Source organism: Bacillus sp. RO1 (assembly GCF_012524115.1).
Taxonomy (GTDB): Bacteria; Bacillota; Bacilli; order Bacillales; family Bacillaceae_I; genus Sutcliffiella_A.
Genome location: NZ_JAAZWB010000082.1, coordinates 13855 through 30952 on the forward strand (window position 1 = coordinate 13855; position 17098 = coordinate 30952).

General features: G+C 40.1%; 19 protein-coding genes. 1 reads left to right on the forward strand and 18 read right to left on the reverse strand.

Going from position 1 to position 17098, the window contains the following annotated elements:
* Nucleotides 1-26 precede the first annotated feature (26 nt).
* The 18 genes from aroB to HC179_RS14620 all read right to left on the reverse strand — a co-directional run bounded on the left by aroB (nucleotide 27) and on the right by HC179_RS14620 (nucleotide 16617).
* Complete coding sequence (aroB, locus tag HC179_RS14535) at nucleotides 27-1121, reverse strand: 3-dehydroquinate synthase (protein WP_168864958.1); 1095 nt, start codon at nucleotides 1119-1121, stop codon at nucleotides 27-29.
* Nucleotides 1105-2277 carry a chorismate synthase gene (gene aroC, locus HC179_RS14540; protein WP_168864959.1) on the reverse strand — a complete coding sequence of 391 codons (1173 nt, stop codon included), beginning with the start codon at nucleotides 2275-2277 and terminating at the stop codon, nucleotides 1105-1107. The genes aroB and aroC overlap by 17 nt, the downstream gene beginning before the upstream one ends.
* Nucleotides 2278-2687: 410 nt before the next feature.
* Nucleotides 2688-3461 (reverse strand): CheR family methyltransferase, encoded by a 774-nt coding sequence (locus HC179_RS14545; protein WP_168864960.1) that lies wholly within the window; start codon nucleotides 3459-3461, stop codon nucleotides 2688-2690.
* A gap of 468 nt (nucleotides 3462-3929) precedes the next feature.
* Entirely contained in the window at nucleotides 3930-4376 is a 447-nt protein-coding gene (gene ndk / locus HC179_RS14550; protein WP_060663963.1) for a nucleoside-diphosphate kinase, read from the reverse strand.
* Nucleotides 4377-4512: 136 nt separating this feature from the next.
* A complete protein-coding gene (gene hepT / locus HC179_RS14555; protein ID WP_168864961.1) occupies nucleotides 4513-5475 on the reverse strand; it encodes a heptaprenyl diphosphate synthase component II in 963 nt (320 codons plus the stop codon).
* 18 nt (nucleotides 5476-5493) lie between these two features.
* Nucleotides 5494-6207 carry a demethylmenaquinone methyltransferase gene (locus HC179_RS14560; protein ID WP_168864962.1) on the reverse strand — a complete coding sequence of 238 codons (714 nt, stop codon included), beginning with the start codon at nucleotides 6205-6207 and terminating at the stop codon, nucleotides 5494-5496.
* A 3-nt stretch (nucleotides 6208-6210) separates the two neighbouring features.
* Nucleotides 6211-7023 carry a heptaprenyl diphosphate synthase component 1 gene (locus HC179_RS14565; RefSeq protein WP_168864963.1) on the reverse strand — a complete coding sequence of 271 codons (813 nt, stop codon included), beginning with the start codon at nucleotides 7021-7023 and terminating at the stop codon, nucleotides 6211-6213.
* Nucleotides 7024-7250: 227 nt separating this feature from the next.
* On the reverse strand, nucleotides 7251-7472 hold the full coding sequence (gene mtrB, locus HC179_RS14570; protein WP_010193648.1) for a trp RNA-binding attenuation protein MtrB: 222 nt from the start codon (nucleotides 7470-7472) through the stop codon (nucleotides 7251-7253).
* Between the two features lie 31 nt (nucleotides 7473-7503).
* The gene (gene folE, locus HC179_RS14575; protein WP_060663968.1) at nucleotides 7504-8070 is read right to left on the reverse strand and encodes a GTP cyclohydrolase I FolE; all 567 of its coding nucleotides are present in this window, start codon (nucleotides 8068-8070) and stop codon (nucleotides 7504-7506) included.
* 137 nt (nucleotides 8071-8207) lie between these two features.
* Nucleotides 8208-8480 carry a non-specific DNA-binding protein Hbs gene (hbs, locus tag HC179_RS14580; RefSeq protein ID WP_010193643.1) on the reverse strand — a complete coding sequence of 91 codons (273 nt, stop codon included), beginning with the start codon at nucleotides 8478-8480 and terminating at the stop codon, nucleotides 8208-8210.
* A gap of 395 nt (nucleotides 8481-8875) precedes the next feature.
* Nucleotides 8876-10354, reverse strand: coding sequence for a stage IV sporulation protein A (spoIVA, locus tag HC179_RS14585; RefSeq protein WP_010193642.1), 1479 nt, complete (start codon nucleotides 10352-10354; stop codon nucleotides 8876-8878).
* A gap of 247 nt (nucleotides 10355-10601) precedes the next feature.
* Nucleotides 10602-11333 carry a hypothetical protein gene (locus HC179_RS14590; RefSeq protein ID WP_168864964.1) on the reverse strand — a complete coding sequence of 244 codons (732 nt, stop codon included), beginning with the start codon at nucleotides 11331-11333 and terminating at the stop codon, nucleotides 10602-10604.
* A 21-nt stretch (nucleotides 11334-11354) separates the two neighbouring features.
* Nucleotides 11355-11561: a DUF2768 domain-containing protein gene (locus tag HC179_RS14595; RefSeq protein WP_168864965.1), complete on the reverse strand. Its 207-nt coding sequence runs from the start codon at nucleotides 11559-11561 to the stop codon at nucleotides 11355-11357.
* 808 nt (nucleotides 11562-12369) lie between these two features.
* A complete protein-coding gene (locus HC179_RS14600; protein ID WP_168864966.1) occupies nucleotides 12370-13407 on the reverse strand; it encodes an NAD(P)H-dependent glycerol-3-phosphate dehydrogenase in 1038 nt (345 codons plus the stop codon).
* Nucleotides 13408-13424: 17 nt separating this feature from the next.
* Nucleotides 13425-14735, reverse strand: coding sequence for a ribosome biogenesis GTPase Der (gene der, locus HC179_RS14605; RefSeq protein ID WP_168864967.1), 1311 nt, complete (start codon nucleotides 14733-14735; stop codon nucleotides 13425-13427).
* A gap of 205 nt (nucleotides 14736-14940) precedes the next feature.
* Complete coding sequence (locus HC179_RS14610) at nucleotides 14941-15126, reverse strand: capping complex subunit for YIEGIA (protein WP_168864968.1); 186 nt, start codon at nucleotides 15124-15126, stop codon at nucleotides 14941-14943.
* 1 nt (nucleotide 15127) lies between these two features.
* The gene (locus tag HC179_RS14615) at nucleotides 15128-16015 is read right to left on the reverse strand and encodes a YIEGIA family protein (RefSeq protein WP_168864969.1); all 888 of its coding nucleotides are present in this window, start codon (nucleotides 16013-16015) and stop codon (nucleotides 15128-15130) included.
* The gene (locus HC179_RS14620; RefSeq protein WP_168864970.1) at nucleotides 16012-16617 is read right to left on the reverse strand and encodes a YphA family membrane protein; all 606 of its coding nucleotides are present in this window, start codon (nucleotides 16615-16617) and stop codon (nucleotides 16012-16014) included. Before HC179_RS14620 ends, HC179_RS14615 begins: the two co-directional genes overlap by 4 nt.
* A gap of 124 nt (nucleotides 16618-16741) precedes the next feature.
* Between HC179_RS14620 and HC179_RS14625 the strand changes: the two genes are divergently transcribed.
* Nucleotides 16742-16873 carry a YpzI family protein gene (locus HC179_RS14625; protein WP_168864971.1) on the forward strand — a complete coding sequence of 44 codons (132 nt, stop codon included), beginning with the start codon at nucleotides 16742-16744 and terminating at the stop codon, nucleotides 16871-16873.
* Nucleotides 16874-17098: the final 225 nt, after the last annotated feature.

Below are 17098 nucleotides of genomic sequence, written 5' to 3' on the forward strand. Positions count from 1 at the left end.
CGAATTCCCCCTTGTTGGATGATTTTTCAATAAAATTCTTGTAACGTTTCAAGTATTAGTTCATCTGGCACGGATCGCAGTTCTAAATTACCAATGGACCGTATCAATACCATATGTATATGACTGTTTTGAGTTTTTTTGTCTTTTTTCATCCAATCTAACAGTTCTTCTGGGGTAACGGACGTTTGAATCTTTGTCGGAAAGCCGAAACGACTCCACGCTTCTGTCAAGTCAGAGGTTAGTTCGAGACTTGTATCAAGCTTTTCACTTAACCTTGTCGCAAAAAGCATACCAAGCGCTACTCCGTCTCCATGTGTTATTTTTCCATAGCCATAAGCTGCCTCTAGTGCATGACCGAGTGTATGGCCAAAATTTAAGATGGCACGCAAACCCGTCTCTTTTTCATCACTTGATACAACTTCCGCTTTAATATTAATTCCATTTTCCAAGCAGACAAGCAATTTTTCTTCTGTAAGGTCATCCAGATTTTTTATCGTTTCTTTTATCCAATGATAGAATGCTTCGTCCCAGATAAGGGAATGCTTTACCACTTCGGCAAAGCCTGAGCGCATTTCCTTTTCAGGCAGACTTTTTAAGAAATCTACATCATATATGACCGCTTCCGGCTGATAAAAGGAGCCAATCATATTTTTCCCTAGAGGATGATTGATAGCAACCTTTCCTCCGACTGCACTGTCATGCGCGAGGAGGGTAGTAGGAACTTGGATGAATTTGATTCCCCTCATAAAGGTCGAGGCAACAAATCCTGCAATATCACCGACCACTCCTCCACCTAGGGCGATGATGGCAGAATGGCGATCCAAACCATTTTCTAGCGCAAATGTTTGTATGGCATAATAATTTTCAAATGATTTTGCTTCTTCGCCATTAGGAAGAACATAGGTATGGACGATATAATTTTGCGTTAAACTTGAGACTATTTCAGAAAGGTACAGGTCAGCAACTAGATCATCTGTCACAATTAACACTTTACTGGGTTTCTTTTGAAAAGACCCCAGTAACTGTGGCAATTCTTGTATTGCCCCTGTCCCTAAAAATACAGGATACTTCTTTGAATCAGTCTGAACGGTAACCTGTTTCCAATTAGAATTTTGCGGCATGGTCTCGCATCCTTTGGACATTTTCCTTAATAAGGTCCATTCTGTCCTGTCCGAACTGTTCTACGATCGCTTGAGCGATTTCCCATGCGACCACCGCTTCTGCTACCACACTTGCTGCAGGTACCGCACAGCTGTCAGAACGTTCTATGCTTGCCTGGAACGGCTCTTTTGTATCAATATCCACGCTTTGCAGCGGCTTGTAGAGGGTAGGAATTGGTTTCATGACACCTCTTACCACAATCGGCATACCAGTCGTCATACCGCCTTCAAAACCTCCAAGGTTATTAGACAGCCTGTAATACCCTCTCTCTTCACTCCAAGCAATCTCATCATGCACCTTACTGCCAGGTAGGCTAGCTGCTTGGAAGCCAACGCCAAACTCCACTCCCTTAAAAGCATTGATGCTCATAATGGACGCTGCTACTTTTGCATCTAGCTTTCGATCATAATGCACATAACTTCCTACTCCAGCAGGAACTCCTTCTACGATGACTTCTACAATACCGCCAATGGAATCTCCGTTTTCTTTAGCTGTGTCGATTGCATCCATCATCTTTTGCTCTACTTTTTTATCGTAGCAACGAACCGGGGAAGCTTCGGTTTGCGCTTTTAAGTCATCTAGGTTTGTGATAGGTTGAGGCTCGGCTTTTACCCCTCCTATTTCTGTTACATGTCCAGCTACCTTTATGCCTAGTTCAGCGAGGAACTTTCTAGCAACAGCACCTGCTGCTACCCTAACGGTTGTTTCCCTTGCGGAAGAACGCTCTAGGACATTCCTCATATCACGGTGGCCATATTTAATCGCTCCATTTAAGTCTGCATGTCCAGGACGGGGCTTTGTCACCTTCCGTTTTACTTCGTCTTGGTCTTCTTTAGAAAGGGGCTCTATCCCCATAATTTTCGTCCAATGCTTCCAATCATCATTCGTTACCGCCAAGGTTATGGGAGAACCTAACGTTTGACCATGACGAACTCCACTTAGTATATCTACGGTATCCTTTTCAATTTGCATTCTTCTGCCACGGCCATGTCCTTTCTGTCTTCTTGCTAGATCATCATTTATGTCCTCGACAGTCAGTGGCAGCCCAGCTGGGACACCTTCCAATATAGTTGTTAATTGCGGTCCATGCGACTCGCCAGCAGTCAGATATCTCATCGTTATCAGCCTCTCCTTTATCTCTTTAAAGCTTTTAAGCGTGTAAGTGAAATTAATTATGTAATACTATATCACAAGTGTAGCGGATTGTTCTAGTAAAAAAAAGCAGGTTGTTGGGGAAAGGGGGTGTATTGGGGGTTTAGTACAGTTCTATTCGTCAGATTGGAATCTTTTTTTGTGTTTGGGAGCTTAGGTCTGTTCTATTAGACAGTTTAGGCTTTTGTGTGGTTGCTCGGGCTTGTAGAACCGTTCTATTAGACTGTTTGCGCTCCTCTCAGTGCTATTCAGGCTTATAGAACCGTTCTATTAGACTGTTTGCGGTCCTCTCAGTGCTATTCAGGCTAATAGAACAGATCTAATTTACCGTTAAAAGTCCATTTTAGTACCTATATAAGGATTTAGCTTAAATGTTATATCTTCCTGTAAAAAAATGTGTCCACCACTTCAAAACCATATTTTGCAGGCTGGAAGATTTGCTCGGTACTGCCTACAAACAGTATCCCGCCCTTTTTTAGTGCATGACTGAACTTATAGTAAAGGTGCTCTTTCGCTTCCTCTGTAAAATAAATCAAAACGTTGCGGCAAACAATCAAGTCGTGTCCAGATTCAAAGGGATCAGACAATAGATTGAGCCTTTTAAAAATAACAGTATTCTTTATTTCGTCTTTAACCTTATAGAATCCATCATGCTTATAAAAATGCTTATTCTTGACTCCCGTCGGTACTTCTTGAAGGGATTTTTCCTGGTAGGTCGCTAGCTTTGCTCTTGCAATCACGTTTGAATCGATATCGGTAGCTTTCACTTTTATATCTTTTAGGGGAAGGAAGTTACTGAGCACCATGGAAAGTGTATAGGGCTCCTCTCCTGTCGAACATGCCGCACTCCATACTTTTGGATTTTTATTTTCCTTTAACATTACAGGTAGAATTTTCTCCTCTAAGATCTCCCACCGCTTGTAATTGCGATAGAACTCTGAAACATTGATGGTCATTCGGTCGAGAAATTCAAAAAGTTCTTCCCTGTCTTTATCTAGCATTTGGTAATATTCATTAAAATTCTTAAATCCTTTTTTTTCATAAAGGGAGGTCAATCTCCTTTTCATCTGCCCTTCTTTATATAAAGCCAAATCAATGCCTGTCTTCCTTTTTATTTGTCCAATAAACTGATTGTAATCATCCCTCATGCTATTCCTCTACTCTCTCTAAATATCTGTAATTTAAGTATAGCTGATTTGAGATTGGAGAGGATAGGGATTTTAAAAATTAATGGGGATGAATGGGCTCTTCTGTTAACGTTTGACTGCTTCACAAATCGATTTGGGCACTAAGACCGCTCACCTGTTACCGTGATTCAGTGAGTTTTTTTGTTTCTCGCTCTAGGTCATGATAAAGCTGTGAGAGCAGGTCTTCTCCAAGTTCTACAATTAATCTCAACCTTCTTCTGATTTACGGCAACCTTCTACATTTCCCAGAATACCTTGTGCATTTCCCAAACGACCTTCTACCTTTCAACTCAAATGTTCTACACACTATCCTTTTCCCCTAAAAAGCAAACATCAAAATTCGTCTCCACTATCCAAAAACATCAAAAAACGCCCCTCACAAAATGAGAAGGGCGCCTCTTATAAAGCGTTTTCAATTTATCGTAATTATTAATAGATCCAGTTGTTTACGTCTCTTTTGTATTCAACAAGACCTTCGCCATTAAAGAAAAGACCAATTTCGCGCTCTGCACTCTCGGAAGAATCAGAACCGTGAATGATGTTTTTACCAACGATTACGCCGTACTCTCCGCGGATAGTTCCTGGAGCTGCATCTTTAGGGTTTGTTGCACCCATCATGTGACGCGCGGTAGCGATTACATTTTCACCTTGCCAAACCATTGCGAATACAGGACCAGAAGTGATGAAGTCTACAAGCTCTCCAAAGAAAGGACGCTCTTTATGTTCACCGTAGTGCTCTTCTGCCAATTCAGTTGGAATTTGCATTAATTTTGCACCAACAAGTTGGAAACCCTTTTTTTCGAAACGAGAAACGATTTCTCCGATAAGGTTACGTTGTACGCCATCAGGCTTTACCATTAAAAATGTTTTTTCCATAATAATTTCTCCACCCCATTACGATTATGTAAGGTTAGGTAAACCCTAACCTACCAAAATATATCACGGTTTTTAGAGTTTCGCAACAGAAGATGGAGAATTATCGTAATATTTTACAAAGTTCACGGAATGGGGTCTAATATTTGCGTTTTCCAATGTACTTTGCCACATTGTTGAAGGTGCGTTTAGCAAGTCCGTTTGGAAGTTTCTCAAGTTCCTTGAAAGCCCTCTCCAAATAACGGTCACTAAGTGCAAAGGAACGGTCTATTGCATCAGACCTTTTAATCAAATCAATGATTTCCTTTATTTCCTCCGAACCGCTGTGATCGTCAATAGTGCGGATCTTATCATTCAACACAGGCGATTCCATGGCATATAAGACAGGCAACGTAATATTACCCTGTAGAAGGTCACTTCCGGCAGGCTTTCCAAGCTGTTCTTCAGTCGATGTAAAATCTAGAATATCATCAGTAATTTGGAAAGACATACCGACATAGTATCCAAACCAATAGAGGCTTTGATGAACAGAAGCGGGGACCCCGGATGTGATGGCCCCCAGCTGACAACTCACTGCAATAAGGATAGCGGTCTTCCTTTTGATTCTTCGCAGGTATGTACGTAGGTTTTGATCATAGTTATATTTATCCCGTATCTGTTCAATTTCACCTTTACAAAGCTCAACGAGAGTATTAGAGAGGATGCGGTGAGCTTCAATGTCTTCTACTCTGGTCATCATTTCAAGGGATCTGGCAAAAATATAATCACCTGTATACATAGCAATACGGTTGTCCCATTTAGCTTTAATCGTCTCTTTACCACGCCTTAACTCCGCGTCATCTATGACATCATCGTGAACAAGGGATGCCATATGCATGAGTTCTAAGGCAACCGCCACATTCTTGACTTTATGAATATCGTAAGCACCGAGTTTTGCGGCCAATAGGACAAAGACTGGTCGGATTCTTTTCCCCCCAGCCTGAAGCAAATGTAACGACGCCTCTTGTAACAAAGCACGTTCGGTTTGAATGGTGGCTTCTAATTCATTTTCAATTATTTGTAAATCATTATTTAAAAAAGAATACATCATCTTTAATTTCATGTAGGTCACCTTTACAAACTATTTTCTAGGTTTAACTCCTAAATGCATGGCAGCGACTCCACCGGTATAAGCCTTAACCTCAACTGGTCGGAAACCTACTTTTTCATACATCTTTTTTAGTTCTTTCATCCCTGGAAAGTCTTTGGCCGATTCATGTAACCAAGCATATTCATTATAGCTTTTGGCGAAAACCTTTCCAAGCATCGGCATTACGTATTGAAAATAAAGAAAATAGACTTGACGGAAACCTGGCATGGTCGGTTGTGATGTTTCTAGGCAAACAACTTTCCCTCCAGGCTTGACCACCCTGTACATCTCCTTTAACACTTGGAAGTAGTCAGGTACATTACGTAAACCGAAACCTATCGTGACATAATCAAAAGTATTATCTTCAAACGGAAGTGCCATCGCGTTTCCATGAATTAATTCAATGTTGTTCATTCCAAGGCCTTTTACTTTTTCTTTGCCGATAGATAGCATGTTTTCACTGAAGTCTAGGCCAACCACTGTTCCATTTCGTCCAACTGCCTCTGCCATAGAGATGGTCCAGTCCGCTGTTCCGCAGCATACGTCCAATGCTTTTGCGCCATCTTCCACATTCATTCTCTTCATCGTATCTTTCCGCCACGCTACATGACGTTGGAAACTGATGACTGAGTTCATTTTGTCATAGTTTTTATATATTTTTTCAAAAACGTTATGAACACGTTCTTCTTTGGATGGATGTTGCATGGCTTACCCTTCTTCCGCATACTTTTTTGATGAAAATGGTATTTCATAGAAAAGTTCTTGTATTCTTTCTTCTAATAAATTGTTCATTGTTGGAATGGCGTGCGTTAATTGTTCCATCTTTTGTTTAATATGATCAATATACCGATCAATAAGGTATAACATATATGTTTCCTGTTCTTTTGAGGCGACATCTCCTTTTGAGAAGGCTATTCTTCGCAAAGTGTCAAAAAGGAAGGTTGATCTTTCATTACAGAAAAGTTTCCGTTCTTGAATTAAGCGCTTTAATAAAAGAAAGTTGCCGCCCAATTCTTTTAAAAGGGAGTCGGAGAAAAAACCAGAAACAGACTGAATTAGAGAGGATTCAATTTTCTCAAGACTGTTCATCAATGGTTCAATTCCTTCAAGCTCTTTATGATAATAGGCAATTTTATGCTCATTTATTTGTTTTATGGAATGTGCGAGTGTTTTTATCATGGAAATGTCATTCACATCTGCTAGAAGCCTATAATAAAGGCCACTATAAAAATCCCCTGCCAGTACAGTCAATTGACGACTTTTCTCATCATCGACCTCTAGTTGACCTGCTTTTGCATTTGTCACCATATCATGGGTATCAAGGGCGATCTGTACAAGCATGGTTGATAATATGTATTGTTCTTTTTTTTCATCAGGTATATCAATGGGCTCCAAGATAGAGTAAAGTAGCAATAACTTATCCTCATCAATGGCAGGGTATTCAATATGTTTAATTAAATATGGATGTGTAATCAGATTATGTAGTTTCTCTTTTATTATGGATATATGTATATGACTCACTAAAGACCACCCTTGTTCCCTTTTCTTGACTGCCGTCTGTTTCATAAAAAGATTTACAGACGCTAGAGTCGAACTAAAATAGACAAAGTTAATTATAGCACATTAGTGGAGCATATTGTTAAAATGGGCTATCTTTCTTTAGTTTAACCCGCTATCGAATAGATAATAAGAAAAGCAGAGAAATATTTATTCATCTGCTTTCTTACTCAGGACATATTATATTTGCGTCAGTCTGTTTCCATTTCTCCATGGGAAGATTGGATGAGCGCTTTGCCTCTTATCTTAATCGCGGAGGTGTGCTCTGTAAACTGAGCTATCATCACTTCACCTCTATCAAGCTTTTCCGAATGATGAAAGCGAGTGTCTGTTCCACGTGTAAGTCCAATGACACTTACGCCATCTTCCTTAGCTTTGATAACAATAAAGTCGTTCGTGTTAGATTGACTCATGACCATCCTCCTTCTAGTACACAATATGGGGTTACCCTTTTATTAAAGATAAAACTTCCGCTCTTGCTGCAGGATCATTCTCTAGCACCCCGCGGACAGCAGAAGTAATAGTTAATGCTCCCGGCTTCTTAACACCGCGCATCGTCATGCACATGTGCTCAGCTTCCACTACTACCATTACACCATGTGGATCAAGTGATTCTACAATCGATTCTGCTATGGTAGAAGTAATTCTTTCCTGAAGCTGTGGTCTTTTTGCAACCGCCTCTACTGCACGTGCAAGTTTACTTAGTCCAGTAACTTTTCCACCCTTAGGTATGTATGCTACATGGGCTTTTCCAAAGAAAGGAACCAAATGATGTTCACACATAGAAAAGAATGAAATATCTTTGACAAGTACCAATTCTTCATGTGCTTCCCCGAACACTGTCTTAAAATGCTCTTTAGGATCTTCATTCAAACCAGCAAATACTTCTGTGTACATTTTAGCTACACGCTTTGGAGTATCAAGAAGCCCTTCTCGATTAGGATCTTCCCCGATTGCTTCCAAAATCATTCTTACTGCTTCTTCTATCTGAGCCTTATTAACTTCTGTCATTTATTTATCCTCCTACATTACCGTTAAAAATAGCTGTAATGTGATTCTAGCATAAGTTTTTTTAAAAAAGCAAAAATAAAGAGGCGCAAACTATGCGCCTCTTTAAGATGACATTCATTTGACTATGTAGCTGTCAATTATTTCACAGCATCCTTAAGTGCTTTACCAGGTTTGAAAGCTGGTACTTTGCTTGCAGCGATTTCGATCTCTTCCCCAGTTTGTGGGTTACGACCTTTACGCGCAGCACGTTCACGTACTTCGAAGTTACCAAAACCGATTAATTGTACTTTGTCACCGTTTTTAAGTGCGTCAAGAATTGTATCGAAAACAGCATCAACTGCTTTAGTAGCATCCTTTTTAGAAAGTTCACTAGCTTCAGCAACTGCATTGATTAAATCTGTCTTGTTCATGCCATTCACCTCCTCCCAAAGGAGTTATCGCTATTCTAAACCAAAATAGTATTTCAGTCTAGCAAAAGCCTTTAGTACTAACATTTGTTCACAATTTTGATTGATTCTATACATGGTAGAATCGCTTAATCTTGCAACTAGGCTTATATTAACCCATTAAACACTAGATTTCAACAAATTTCTCACAAAAAAGTGCTTCTAGAGGAATATTTCGCCAATTAAGAGAAGATTTTCTGTTTGTAGATTATCATAAGAACGCCTATATATCAAGCAATTCTCTGTTTTAATACACAAAAAACGGCGGCCCTTCTGTGTTATTTCCACAGATGGGTCGCCTTTAAACATATTCGACACTTTTCAACTCCGCCTTTTGCTATAAGCAACAGCTAGAAGTCTTATAGAATTATCGCAATTAGGCCGCCTGAGCCTTCGTTGATGATTCTTTCTAACGTTTCTTTTAGTTTGTACCTGGCGTTTTCAGGCATTAGTGAAATTTTTGCATGAATTCCTTCTCTAACAATGGAACTCAGTGAACGTCCGAATATATCGGAATTCCAGATAGAAAGTGGATCATCCTCAAAGTCTTGCATCAAGTAGCGGACAAGTTCCTCGCTTTGTTTTTCTGTACCGATAATCGGTGCGAACTCACTTTCCACATCTACTTTAATCATATGAATGGATGGTGCCACTGCCTTTAACCTGACCCCGAAACGTGATCCTTGACGGATAATCTCTGGTTCTTCCAGACTCATATCTGTCAGAGCAGGAGAAGCAATTCCATATCCAGTCTGTTTCACCATCTTTAATGCGTCGGAGACTTGATCGTATTCAGCTTTTGCATAAGCAAAGTCTTGCATCAATTGCAGCAAGTGATCCTTGCCTCTAATCTCCACTCCTACTACTTCTTTCAAAATGTGGTCATACAGATCGTCTGGAGCATATAAATCGATCTCCGCAATCCCTTGCCCCATTTCTATCCCCGCAAGTCCAGCCCTGTCAATGAATTCATATTCGCTGAACTGACCTACCACACGGTCTACGTCACGAAGTCGCTTAATATCCTTCACCGTATCCTTCACAGCTTCCTGGTAGCTTTCACGCAGCCAGTGGTTATCCTTCAGAACCATAACCCAGCTCGGAAGATTAACATTTACTTCTAGTACAGGGAATTCAAAAAGTGCTTCTCTTAATACATTGTAGACATCAGATTCTCTCATGCTTTCGACACTCATCGCAATAACTGGGATATCATATTTCTCACATAATTCTCTCTTTAACGCCTCGGTTTCCGGATGATGTGGCTGTACAGTGTTGATTACCATGATGAATGGTTTCCCAACTTCTTTTAATTCCTCCACAACCCTTTCCTCAGCTTCAATGTAATCTCTGCGAGGAATTTCACCGATGGAGCCATCTGTTGCAATGACTACGCCAATGGTAGAATGTTCTTGAATGACTTTTCTTGTACCAATCTCTGCTGCCTCATGGAAAGGAATTGGCTCTTCATACCAAGGAGTATTGATCATTCTAGGACCATTTTCATCCTCATACCCTTTGGCTCCTGGTACCGTATAACCCACACAGTCTACAAGACGGATATTTACATCAAGGCCCTCATCCACTTTAACCTTAACTGCCTGGTTAGGAACAAATTTAGGCTCTGTTGTCATAATCGTTTTTCCAGCCGCACTTTGCGGCAACTCATCTTGAGCACGCGCTTTATCAGACTCGTTTCCGATATTCGGCAGAACCACTAACTCCATGAACCTTTTGATGAAAGTTGATTTCCCTGTACGAACAGCTCCTACGACCCCTAAATATATATCGCCGCCCGTACGTTCAGCGATATCTTTGAAAATATCTACTTTTTCCACGTGATTCCCTCCCGACATTTATCTTGGGATTTTCATTTTCTAGTAAGGATATAATCTATGACACTATATGTGTATGATGTTGTCCTAATTAAATATGACTACTTTAATAGAAAATTCATCCCGTTTCCTTCTTTATTTTTATATATGGTTAATAGCAAGAATTAGTGGGGCATTATGTTTCATAGAAATAAAACAAAAAACCCTTCTTTAGAATGTATTCTCTAAAAAAGGGTTCATGACAACTATTCTATTCTTTATTTAAAAAGACCGGTTCATTGTTCTCATCTATCGTGTAGGGAAGGGAAAATGCAGGTACAAACACGGAATGTTCCACGATAATGTCACGGATGTCATCCCCTGGTTTGTAATTATGTTCATGTTCTTTAAGAAAATCGTACAAGTCAATAGAATAATCCAATTGAGCTTGCCCCTCATTATTCAAGACAAATGGCAGGTTTTTACCGGATATTGGACTCTCTGCGTAAGGCTCTGATTCATAGCCAAGTTTTTCCCAATCCAATTTGAATGCCTGATCGTTAATTACTTCTTTAATCGGGGCATATCCATTATTCGAGCGCTTGTACATATCAATTCTAATATTAATATCGCGAATTTGTTCTGCCACACGAAGATCAATTAACTTCACTTTAGGGTCTTCTTCCACATCCACAAGTACATAAAGATAGACTCCTCCACTCTCATATGCCGTCCCAGGAGGTTCTTGTATGTATCGAGGGGATAATTTATTAAAATCGATTGGATACTTTTGATAGATCGGTGTCTCCATATCCCTGTCTTTTATAGGTAACAATCCCCCAGTTGCCTCACGATATTGATCTACAGAAGACTGTACGGCTTCTAATTGATCTAGATAAGGGACTTGGTTTTCCTTTAGGCGATCTTGTGGGTATAGACAACCCGAAAGGACACTGCTTAACACCATTATTCCTACAAGTAGGAAGAACCTATTTAATTTCATAAATTATTCCTTCCTTCTTCATTATTGCTCCGGTACTGGACCACTGAATACTACATAAAAAATAATTAGACCGGCAAGTAAAATCAATAAAAAAGCAACCGTATTCAAAATGCCTCTGATAATGTTGTTTCTCACCTTAAATCTAGTAAAATAAACCGTTACAACGGATATAATCATGAACCCCATCGCTACAAACGAAATCCACATCTTCATTAATGCAGGTGACATCCTCATCTCTCCTTTTCCGTGAAACATTATAGCATAAGATATACACTAAATGAAACAACAAAAAAGCTGAAGTAAAAGGGGCCATTTTTACTTCAGCATAAATAGAAAGACTAAATAATCCAATCCCACAGCTCAACCAGTGATATCCTCATACACATCTTATGCGGCAAATTACTTACATGCATCGCCAAATGCCTATTTATCGCAAAAAAGCTTGTAAAAATTATGGATTTTTTTCCTGAGCACCCTCCTATGGTTTCTTCTTTATAAGTTATGCACTTGAATAGGATGGGTGTTTGTTTATTTTATGTATAGATACATTTAGAATAACCGGACAAAAAATACATTTTTTAAGTATATGACATTAGTTTGTTGTTAATCGCTGCTGTTCCTTTCCGCAAATGGCTTCGCTTTCCGCGGGACGGTGCCTTGAGCCTCCTCACTTCGTTGCGGGGTCTCAACCTACCGTTATTCCCCCGCTGGAGTCTACGCCATTTGCTCCAATCCACAGCTGAAAATTACATAAACGAAAAGTTAATGCTTATTCAATTAACTCAGTTAGATTGCTTTTCATAAACTCTTAGTGAATGAAGCCACCTAGTTGATTGTAGTGGAAGACGCGGAGACGCCCGCGGGAGGAAGGGACAGGTGAGACCCCGGAAGGCGAAGCCTGAGGAGGCTCACGGACCGCCCGCAGGCAAGCGAAGCGCCTGGAACGGAAATCAACCGAATAATATACTTCCTTATACTTTTTAAAAAACCTTTTAACGAATAAACGCCCCTTCTAAAAACGAAGGGGCATTGACGTTTACTGGACTCTGTCACCAAGGAGCTGTGCTAGGTCGTCCAATTCGGTTGTTTTGGAGCGGCTCATTAACTCATCCACTGCATCCTTTGGATCCACACCGTCAAATAATACATGATACAGAGCAGAAGTCAGTGGCATTTTCACTTGCAGCTTCTGGGAGAGCTGGTAGGCAGCCTTGGTTGTACGTACACCTTCGACGACCATACCCATACTATCTAATACCTCTTCAAGCTTCATCCCTTTACCTAACATGTTACCGGCCCTCCAGTTTCTGCTGTGAACGCTTGTACATGTTACGATCAGGTCGCCCATTCCTGTCAAACCTAGGAATGTAAGCGGATTGGCTCCAAGACAGCTTCCTAGACGAGCAATTTCAGCTAGCCCTCTTGTAATTAATGCAGCTTTCGCGTTATCCCCATATCCTAGTCCATCAGTAATTCCAGCAGCCAACGCGATGATATTTTTTAAAGATCCACCAATTTCTACACCTACTACATCAGTATTCGTATAGACTCTGAAGTGCTGGTTGATAAATAGATCTTGTACCTTTTCAGCAGCTGCATTATTCAAAGAGGCTGCTGTAACAGTAGTCGGTTGTCTCATACTTACTTCTTCTGCATGACTAGGCCCGGAAAGAACTACAACCGCTTCACGGATCGGTTCCGGCAGTTCTTCTTCGATCACCTCTGAAACCCTTAAATGTGTATCAGGTTCTATCCCTTTACTTACGTGAACAAATAAAGCAGGCGCGTTCAAAAAGCCTTTTAATTGTCGGCACACTTCCCTCATCGCTTTTGTAGGCACGGCAAGCACAATGGCTTCGACAGATTCTACCGCCTCTTCCATAGACGTAAATCCTACAATTTTATCGGATAACTTAATATTTTTTAAGTATTTTTCATTCGTGTGACGTTGATTTATTTCATCGATCTGAGCTTGCTTATGTCCCCATAGACGTACTTCATGATTATTATCGGCTAGCACCATTGCTAGGGCAGTGCCCCAGCTTCCCGCTCCCAATACAGCAACCTTTTTCACTGACTCACTCCTCCCTTTTACTTTCGTGGACGTGCGATTAGTTTAATAGGTGTTCCTTCAAACCCAAATGCATCTCTAATACGATTTTCCAAGAAACGTTTGTATGAGAAGTGCAGAAGCTCTGGATCATTTACGAAAATAACAAAGGTAGGTGGCTTAACTGCAACTTGGGTCGCATAATAAATTTTCAAGCGCTGCCCTTTATCGGTAGGCGTCGGGTTCATGGCAACAGCATCCATGATCACATCATTCAATACAGTCGTTACCACACGCATGGAGTGATTTTCACTTGCCATTTCAATTTTAGGAATGAGTGTATGAATTCGCTTCTTCGTCTTAGCAGATAAGAACACGATTGGTGCATAATCTAAGAACAAGAAGTGATCCCTAATTTTTTGCTCAAATTCCTTCATCGTCTTTTCATCTTTTTCCACGGCATCCCACTTGTTTACTACAATGACAATGGCTCTTCCCGCTTCATGCGCATATCCTGCGATTTTCTTGTCTTGTTCAATGATTCCTTCTTCTCCATTGATGACAACTAAAACAACGTCCGAGCGTTCAATAGCACGCAAGGCACGTAGTACACTGTACTTTTCTGTCGTCTCGTAAACTTTCCCTTTTTTACGCATACCAGCTGTATCAATGATCACGTAATCTTTACCGTCAAATGTGTAAGGAGTATCAATTGCATCTCTTGTTGTTCCTGCAATGTCACTGACAATTACACGTTCTTCCCCTAGCAACGCGTTCACTAGTGAGGATTTTCCAACGTTAGGACGGCCAATTAATGAAAATTTGATGATATCCTCATCATATTCTTCATCTTCATCTTTAGGGAAGTTCTCAATTACAAAATCAAGCAAGTCTCCAAGTCCCAAGCCATGAGAACCTGAAATTGGTATCGGTTCACCAAAGCCTAGTGCATAAAAATCATATAATGTATCTCTCATATCAGGGTTGTCCACTTTATTGACGGCAACCACTACAGGTTTTTTAGAACGGTATAGTATTTTCGCTACCTCTTCATCAGCTGTTGTTAAGCCTTCACGTCCGTTGGTCATGAAAATGATTACATCCGCCTCGTCGATAGCAATTTCCGCCTGTTCACGAATTTGCGTCATGAACGGTGCATCACTTATTTCAATTCCACCTGTATCAATAATATTAAAATATTGGTTTAACCATTCTCCGGAGCTATAAATCCTATCTCTAGTAACCCCTGGGACATCTTCCACAATGGAAATTCTCTCTCCAACAATTCTGTTAAATATTGTGGATTTACCCACGTTTGGTCTTCCAACAATCGCTACGGTTGGTTTTGGCATGGTGACCACCCTCCCATTTTTCTATAATTTATGTACTATTTCTTTCATACTTATTAATCGATTATCTTAGTCTTTACAAAAGGCTGTTTTAGGATACTTTATGGTATCTTCTAATAAAAGAAACCCTCCTGCAAAGGAAGGTCTAACTTGAATAGTTTAACATTATTCCCCGCAATAAGGAAGTCTGACTTTTTCTAAAATCTCATTAATGTTTGACGATAACATATAAATCATTACCCAACCCGTGTGCAATTCCATCAAGTATCGCCTCAAGGTTTGCAGCAATAAACTCCATTTCCTCTTTCGTTTCACAGGTGAAAATAGGCGCCCCTCCTGCTACTTTTGTGGCCTTGGTAGTTATGACAGCAAGTATATATTTTTCCATTTCCATCCTACTTGTTCACCTTTTCCTTCAAGTTTTTCGTAGGCATTCTAATGGCATTTTCAAGCGTTGGTACTCGTTCAAGGATTGCCATACCTATTTTCAAGTCCTGTTCTTGGGGAAGGAGGAACACTCCTACACGACCATCATCCAGATCCCTTTTTGCCAATGGGACAAGTGCAGGCGTACCGGAATCACGATAGACTCCAAGCGCAGTAGACATGTCATGAAGAATTGCCTGTCTTTGGCCCAAGTTTGCTATTGTCGTTCTCGCATTGAAATTTTTGGGTTTTAAAATAAACCCCATCCCATATTGCAATACTTCTTTTTGACGCTCAGGTAATCCGATGTTCATGATATAAATATTATCTATATATAAACCTGCCCCATCAAAATGAGGCTTTACATACTCAATATCCACGATATCTTTCAACTGACCCCCAGTCATAAGTTTATGAGATATAAGAGTAGCCGAAATTCCGACAACTAATCCTACCCATATATTTGCAGCCAAATAAGCGAGGGTAGCTAAAAACGCGGTAATCATTACTAGATAGTTTCTGCCTTCAAATGCAATAGCGATTCCCTCGATATATGTACTTCCTCTTGGCACCAATTCAAATGCATCCAGTTCAGTAAGTGTGTTTCTTTCCATGTTCCTAACATCCCGAAATTGGGATGCTGCCAAAGCCAGAAACGTAATTGCTGCAAACTCTTCTTCCATGATGGCCGGGACTGCAATGGTACCTAGACCCGAAGCAATGAAGGCGAGTGATAAGTGTATGATTTTCCCATGCAAATAGGTAGGATATTGACGATAATCCGTAACAAGCATATATAGCCTTGTTGCTAATCCTATCAATACCCCAAAAATAATGGGCAATGTGTACTCATTCATCCTTGTCTCTCCCTTACGCGCTTTTGTATTATAGAATCTAAATGTATAGTCAACGTTTCAAATATCATCCATATTGCCATTCCTGCTGAAGATAAAGCAAGAACTGCCAAAAACTCGAATGTTCCAATAGCGGAATAAGAAAAGATGCGGTCCATTACTATACTTCGCAAAACCTCACCAAATAAGACACCAGCAAGCATAAATACGAACCTTTCCCTCTTTGTTTTAAAAAGGAGTAAGGATAAGTATAAAATGATAACTGAAAGCAACCAGGTTCTATCTAAAAAAATCCAGACAGGATCATATATTTCAAATAGGATAAAACAAACATATGCCAACGCTATGGTGCAGATAGATAAATAATGTAAAATGTATTTTTGTTTCAATGATTTCACTAAAAGAATAAGAGCAATAACCGCCAATACAAGAAAGGAAGCAGTCACAGTGAATCCAAACATTTGTATAGTAGTAGTTGAACCCGCTATCACCAATAGAATTAGAATAGACATAAATGTTCGGACAACAGATTTAGGGAAAAAAAACGCAATGATTATCCAACTTACCCAACAAATAAAATAAAAGTATTGTCCTGTTATTTCCATTTTTCTTCCCTCCTCTCACCAAATCATTATGCCTAAAAAGAGATGAAACTAATCATTAAACACAGTATGTTTTTATTGATTAGGCAAATAATATGAAACAGAATCTTAGAAAAGAGGTGATCATATGGGAAAAGATAGACAAGAAAGAAAATTGAAAGCCCAAAAGAGAACAGAATCAGATCGCGATCAATCTCTAAAGTATCCAGGGGCAACAACTATGGAAGGCCCTGAAGGAGCTAGAGAGCGAAATAAATAAGATAAAACGAGGGTGAAAAGGTGATTGGTAAAAAGCGGCTGTTGATTTCCGCAAATGGCTTCGCTTTCCTAGGGGCTGACGAGAGCTCCTTCGGCTACGCCTGCGGGGTCTCCACCTAGCGCTATCTCCCTCAGGACAAGGAAGGCTTCGGCAGCGAAACATCGCACGAAGAAAATGCGTAGCATTTTCGAGGAGTCTTCGCCTTTTGCTCCAATAAACAGCTAG

What these genes read in the sequence shown, in the direction of transcription:
- der (WP_168864967.1), bottom strand. Translation starts at nt 14,735, where the DNA reads ATGCCAAAACCAACCGTAGCGATTGTTGGAAGACCAAACGTGGGTAAA.
- HC179_RS14590 (WP_168864964.1), bottom strand. Translation starts at nt 11,333, where the DNA reads ATGAAATTAAATAGGTTCTTCCTACTTGTAGGAATAATGGTGTTAAGC.
- HC179_RS14625 (WP_168864971.1), top strand. Translation starts at nt 16,742, where the DNA reads ATGGGAAAAGATAGACAAGAAAGAAAATTGAAAGCCCAAAAGAGAACA.
- hbs (WP_010193643.1), bottom strand. Translation starts at nt 8,480, where the DNA reads ATGAACAAGACAGATTTAATCAATGCAGTTGCTGAAGCTAGTGAACTT.
- aroB (WP_168864958.1), bottom strand. Translation starts at nt 1,121, where the DNA reads ATGCCGCAAAATTCTAATTGGAAACAGGTTACCGTTCAGACTGATTCA.
- ndk (WP_060663963.1), bottom strand. Translation starts at nt 4,376, where the DNA reads ATGGAAAAAACATTTTTAATGGTAAAGCCTGATGGCGTACAACGTAAC.
- HC179_RS14545 (WP_168864960.1), bottom strand. Translation starts at nt 3,461, where the DNA reads ATGAGGGATGATTACAATCAGTTTATTGGACAAATAAAAAGGAAGACA.
- HC179_RS14615 (WP_168864969.1), bottom strand. Translation starts at nt 16,015, where the DNA reads ATGAATGAGTACACATTGCCCATTATTTTTGGGGTATTGATAGGATTA.
- HC179_RS14595 (WP_168864965.1), bottom strand. Translation starts at nt 11,561, where the DNA reads ATGTCACCTGCATTAATGAAGATGTGGATTTCGTTTGTAGCGATGGGG.
- HC179_RS14620 (WP_168864970.1), bottom strand. Translation starts at nt 16,617, where the DNA reads ATGGAAATAACAGGACAATACTTTTATTTTATTTGTTGGGTAAGTTGG.
- aroC (WP_168864959.1), bottom strand. Translation starts at nt 2,277, where the DNA reads ATGAGATATCTGACTGCTGGCGAGTCGCATGGACCGCAATTAACAACT.
- HC179_RS14560 (WP_168864962.1), bottom strand. Translation starts at nt 6,207, where the DNA reads ATGCAACATCCATCCAAAGAAGAACGTGTTCATAACGTTTTTGAAAAA.
- folE (WP_060663968.1), bottom strand. Translation starts at nt 8,070, where the DNA reads ATGACAGAAGTTAATAAGGCTCAGATAGAAGAAGCAGTAAGAATGATT.
- HC179_RS14610 (WP_168864968.1), bottom strand. Translation starts at nt 15,126, where the DNA reads ATGGAAATGGAAAAATATATACTTGCTGTCATAACTACCAAGGCCACA.
- mtrB (WP_010193648.1), bottom strand. Translation starts at nt 7,472, where the DNA reads ATGAGTCAATCTAACACGAACGACTTTATTGTTATCAAAGCTAAGGAA.
- hepT (WP_168864961.1), bottom strand. Translation starts at nt 5,475, where the DNA reads ATGAAATTAAAGATGATGTATTCTTTTTTAAATAATGATTTACAAATA.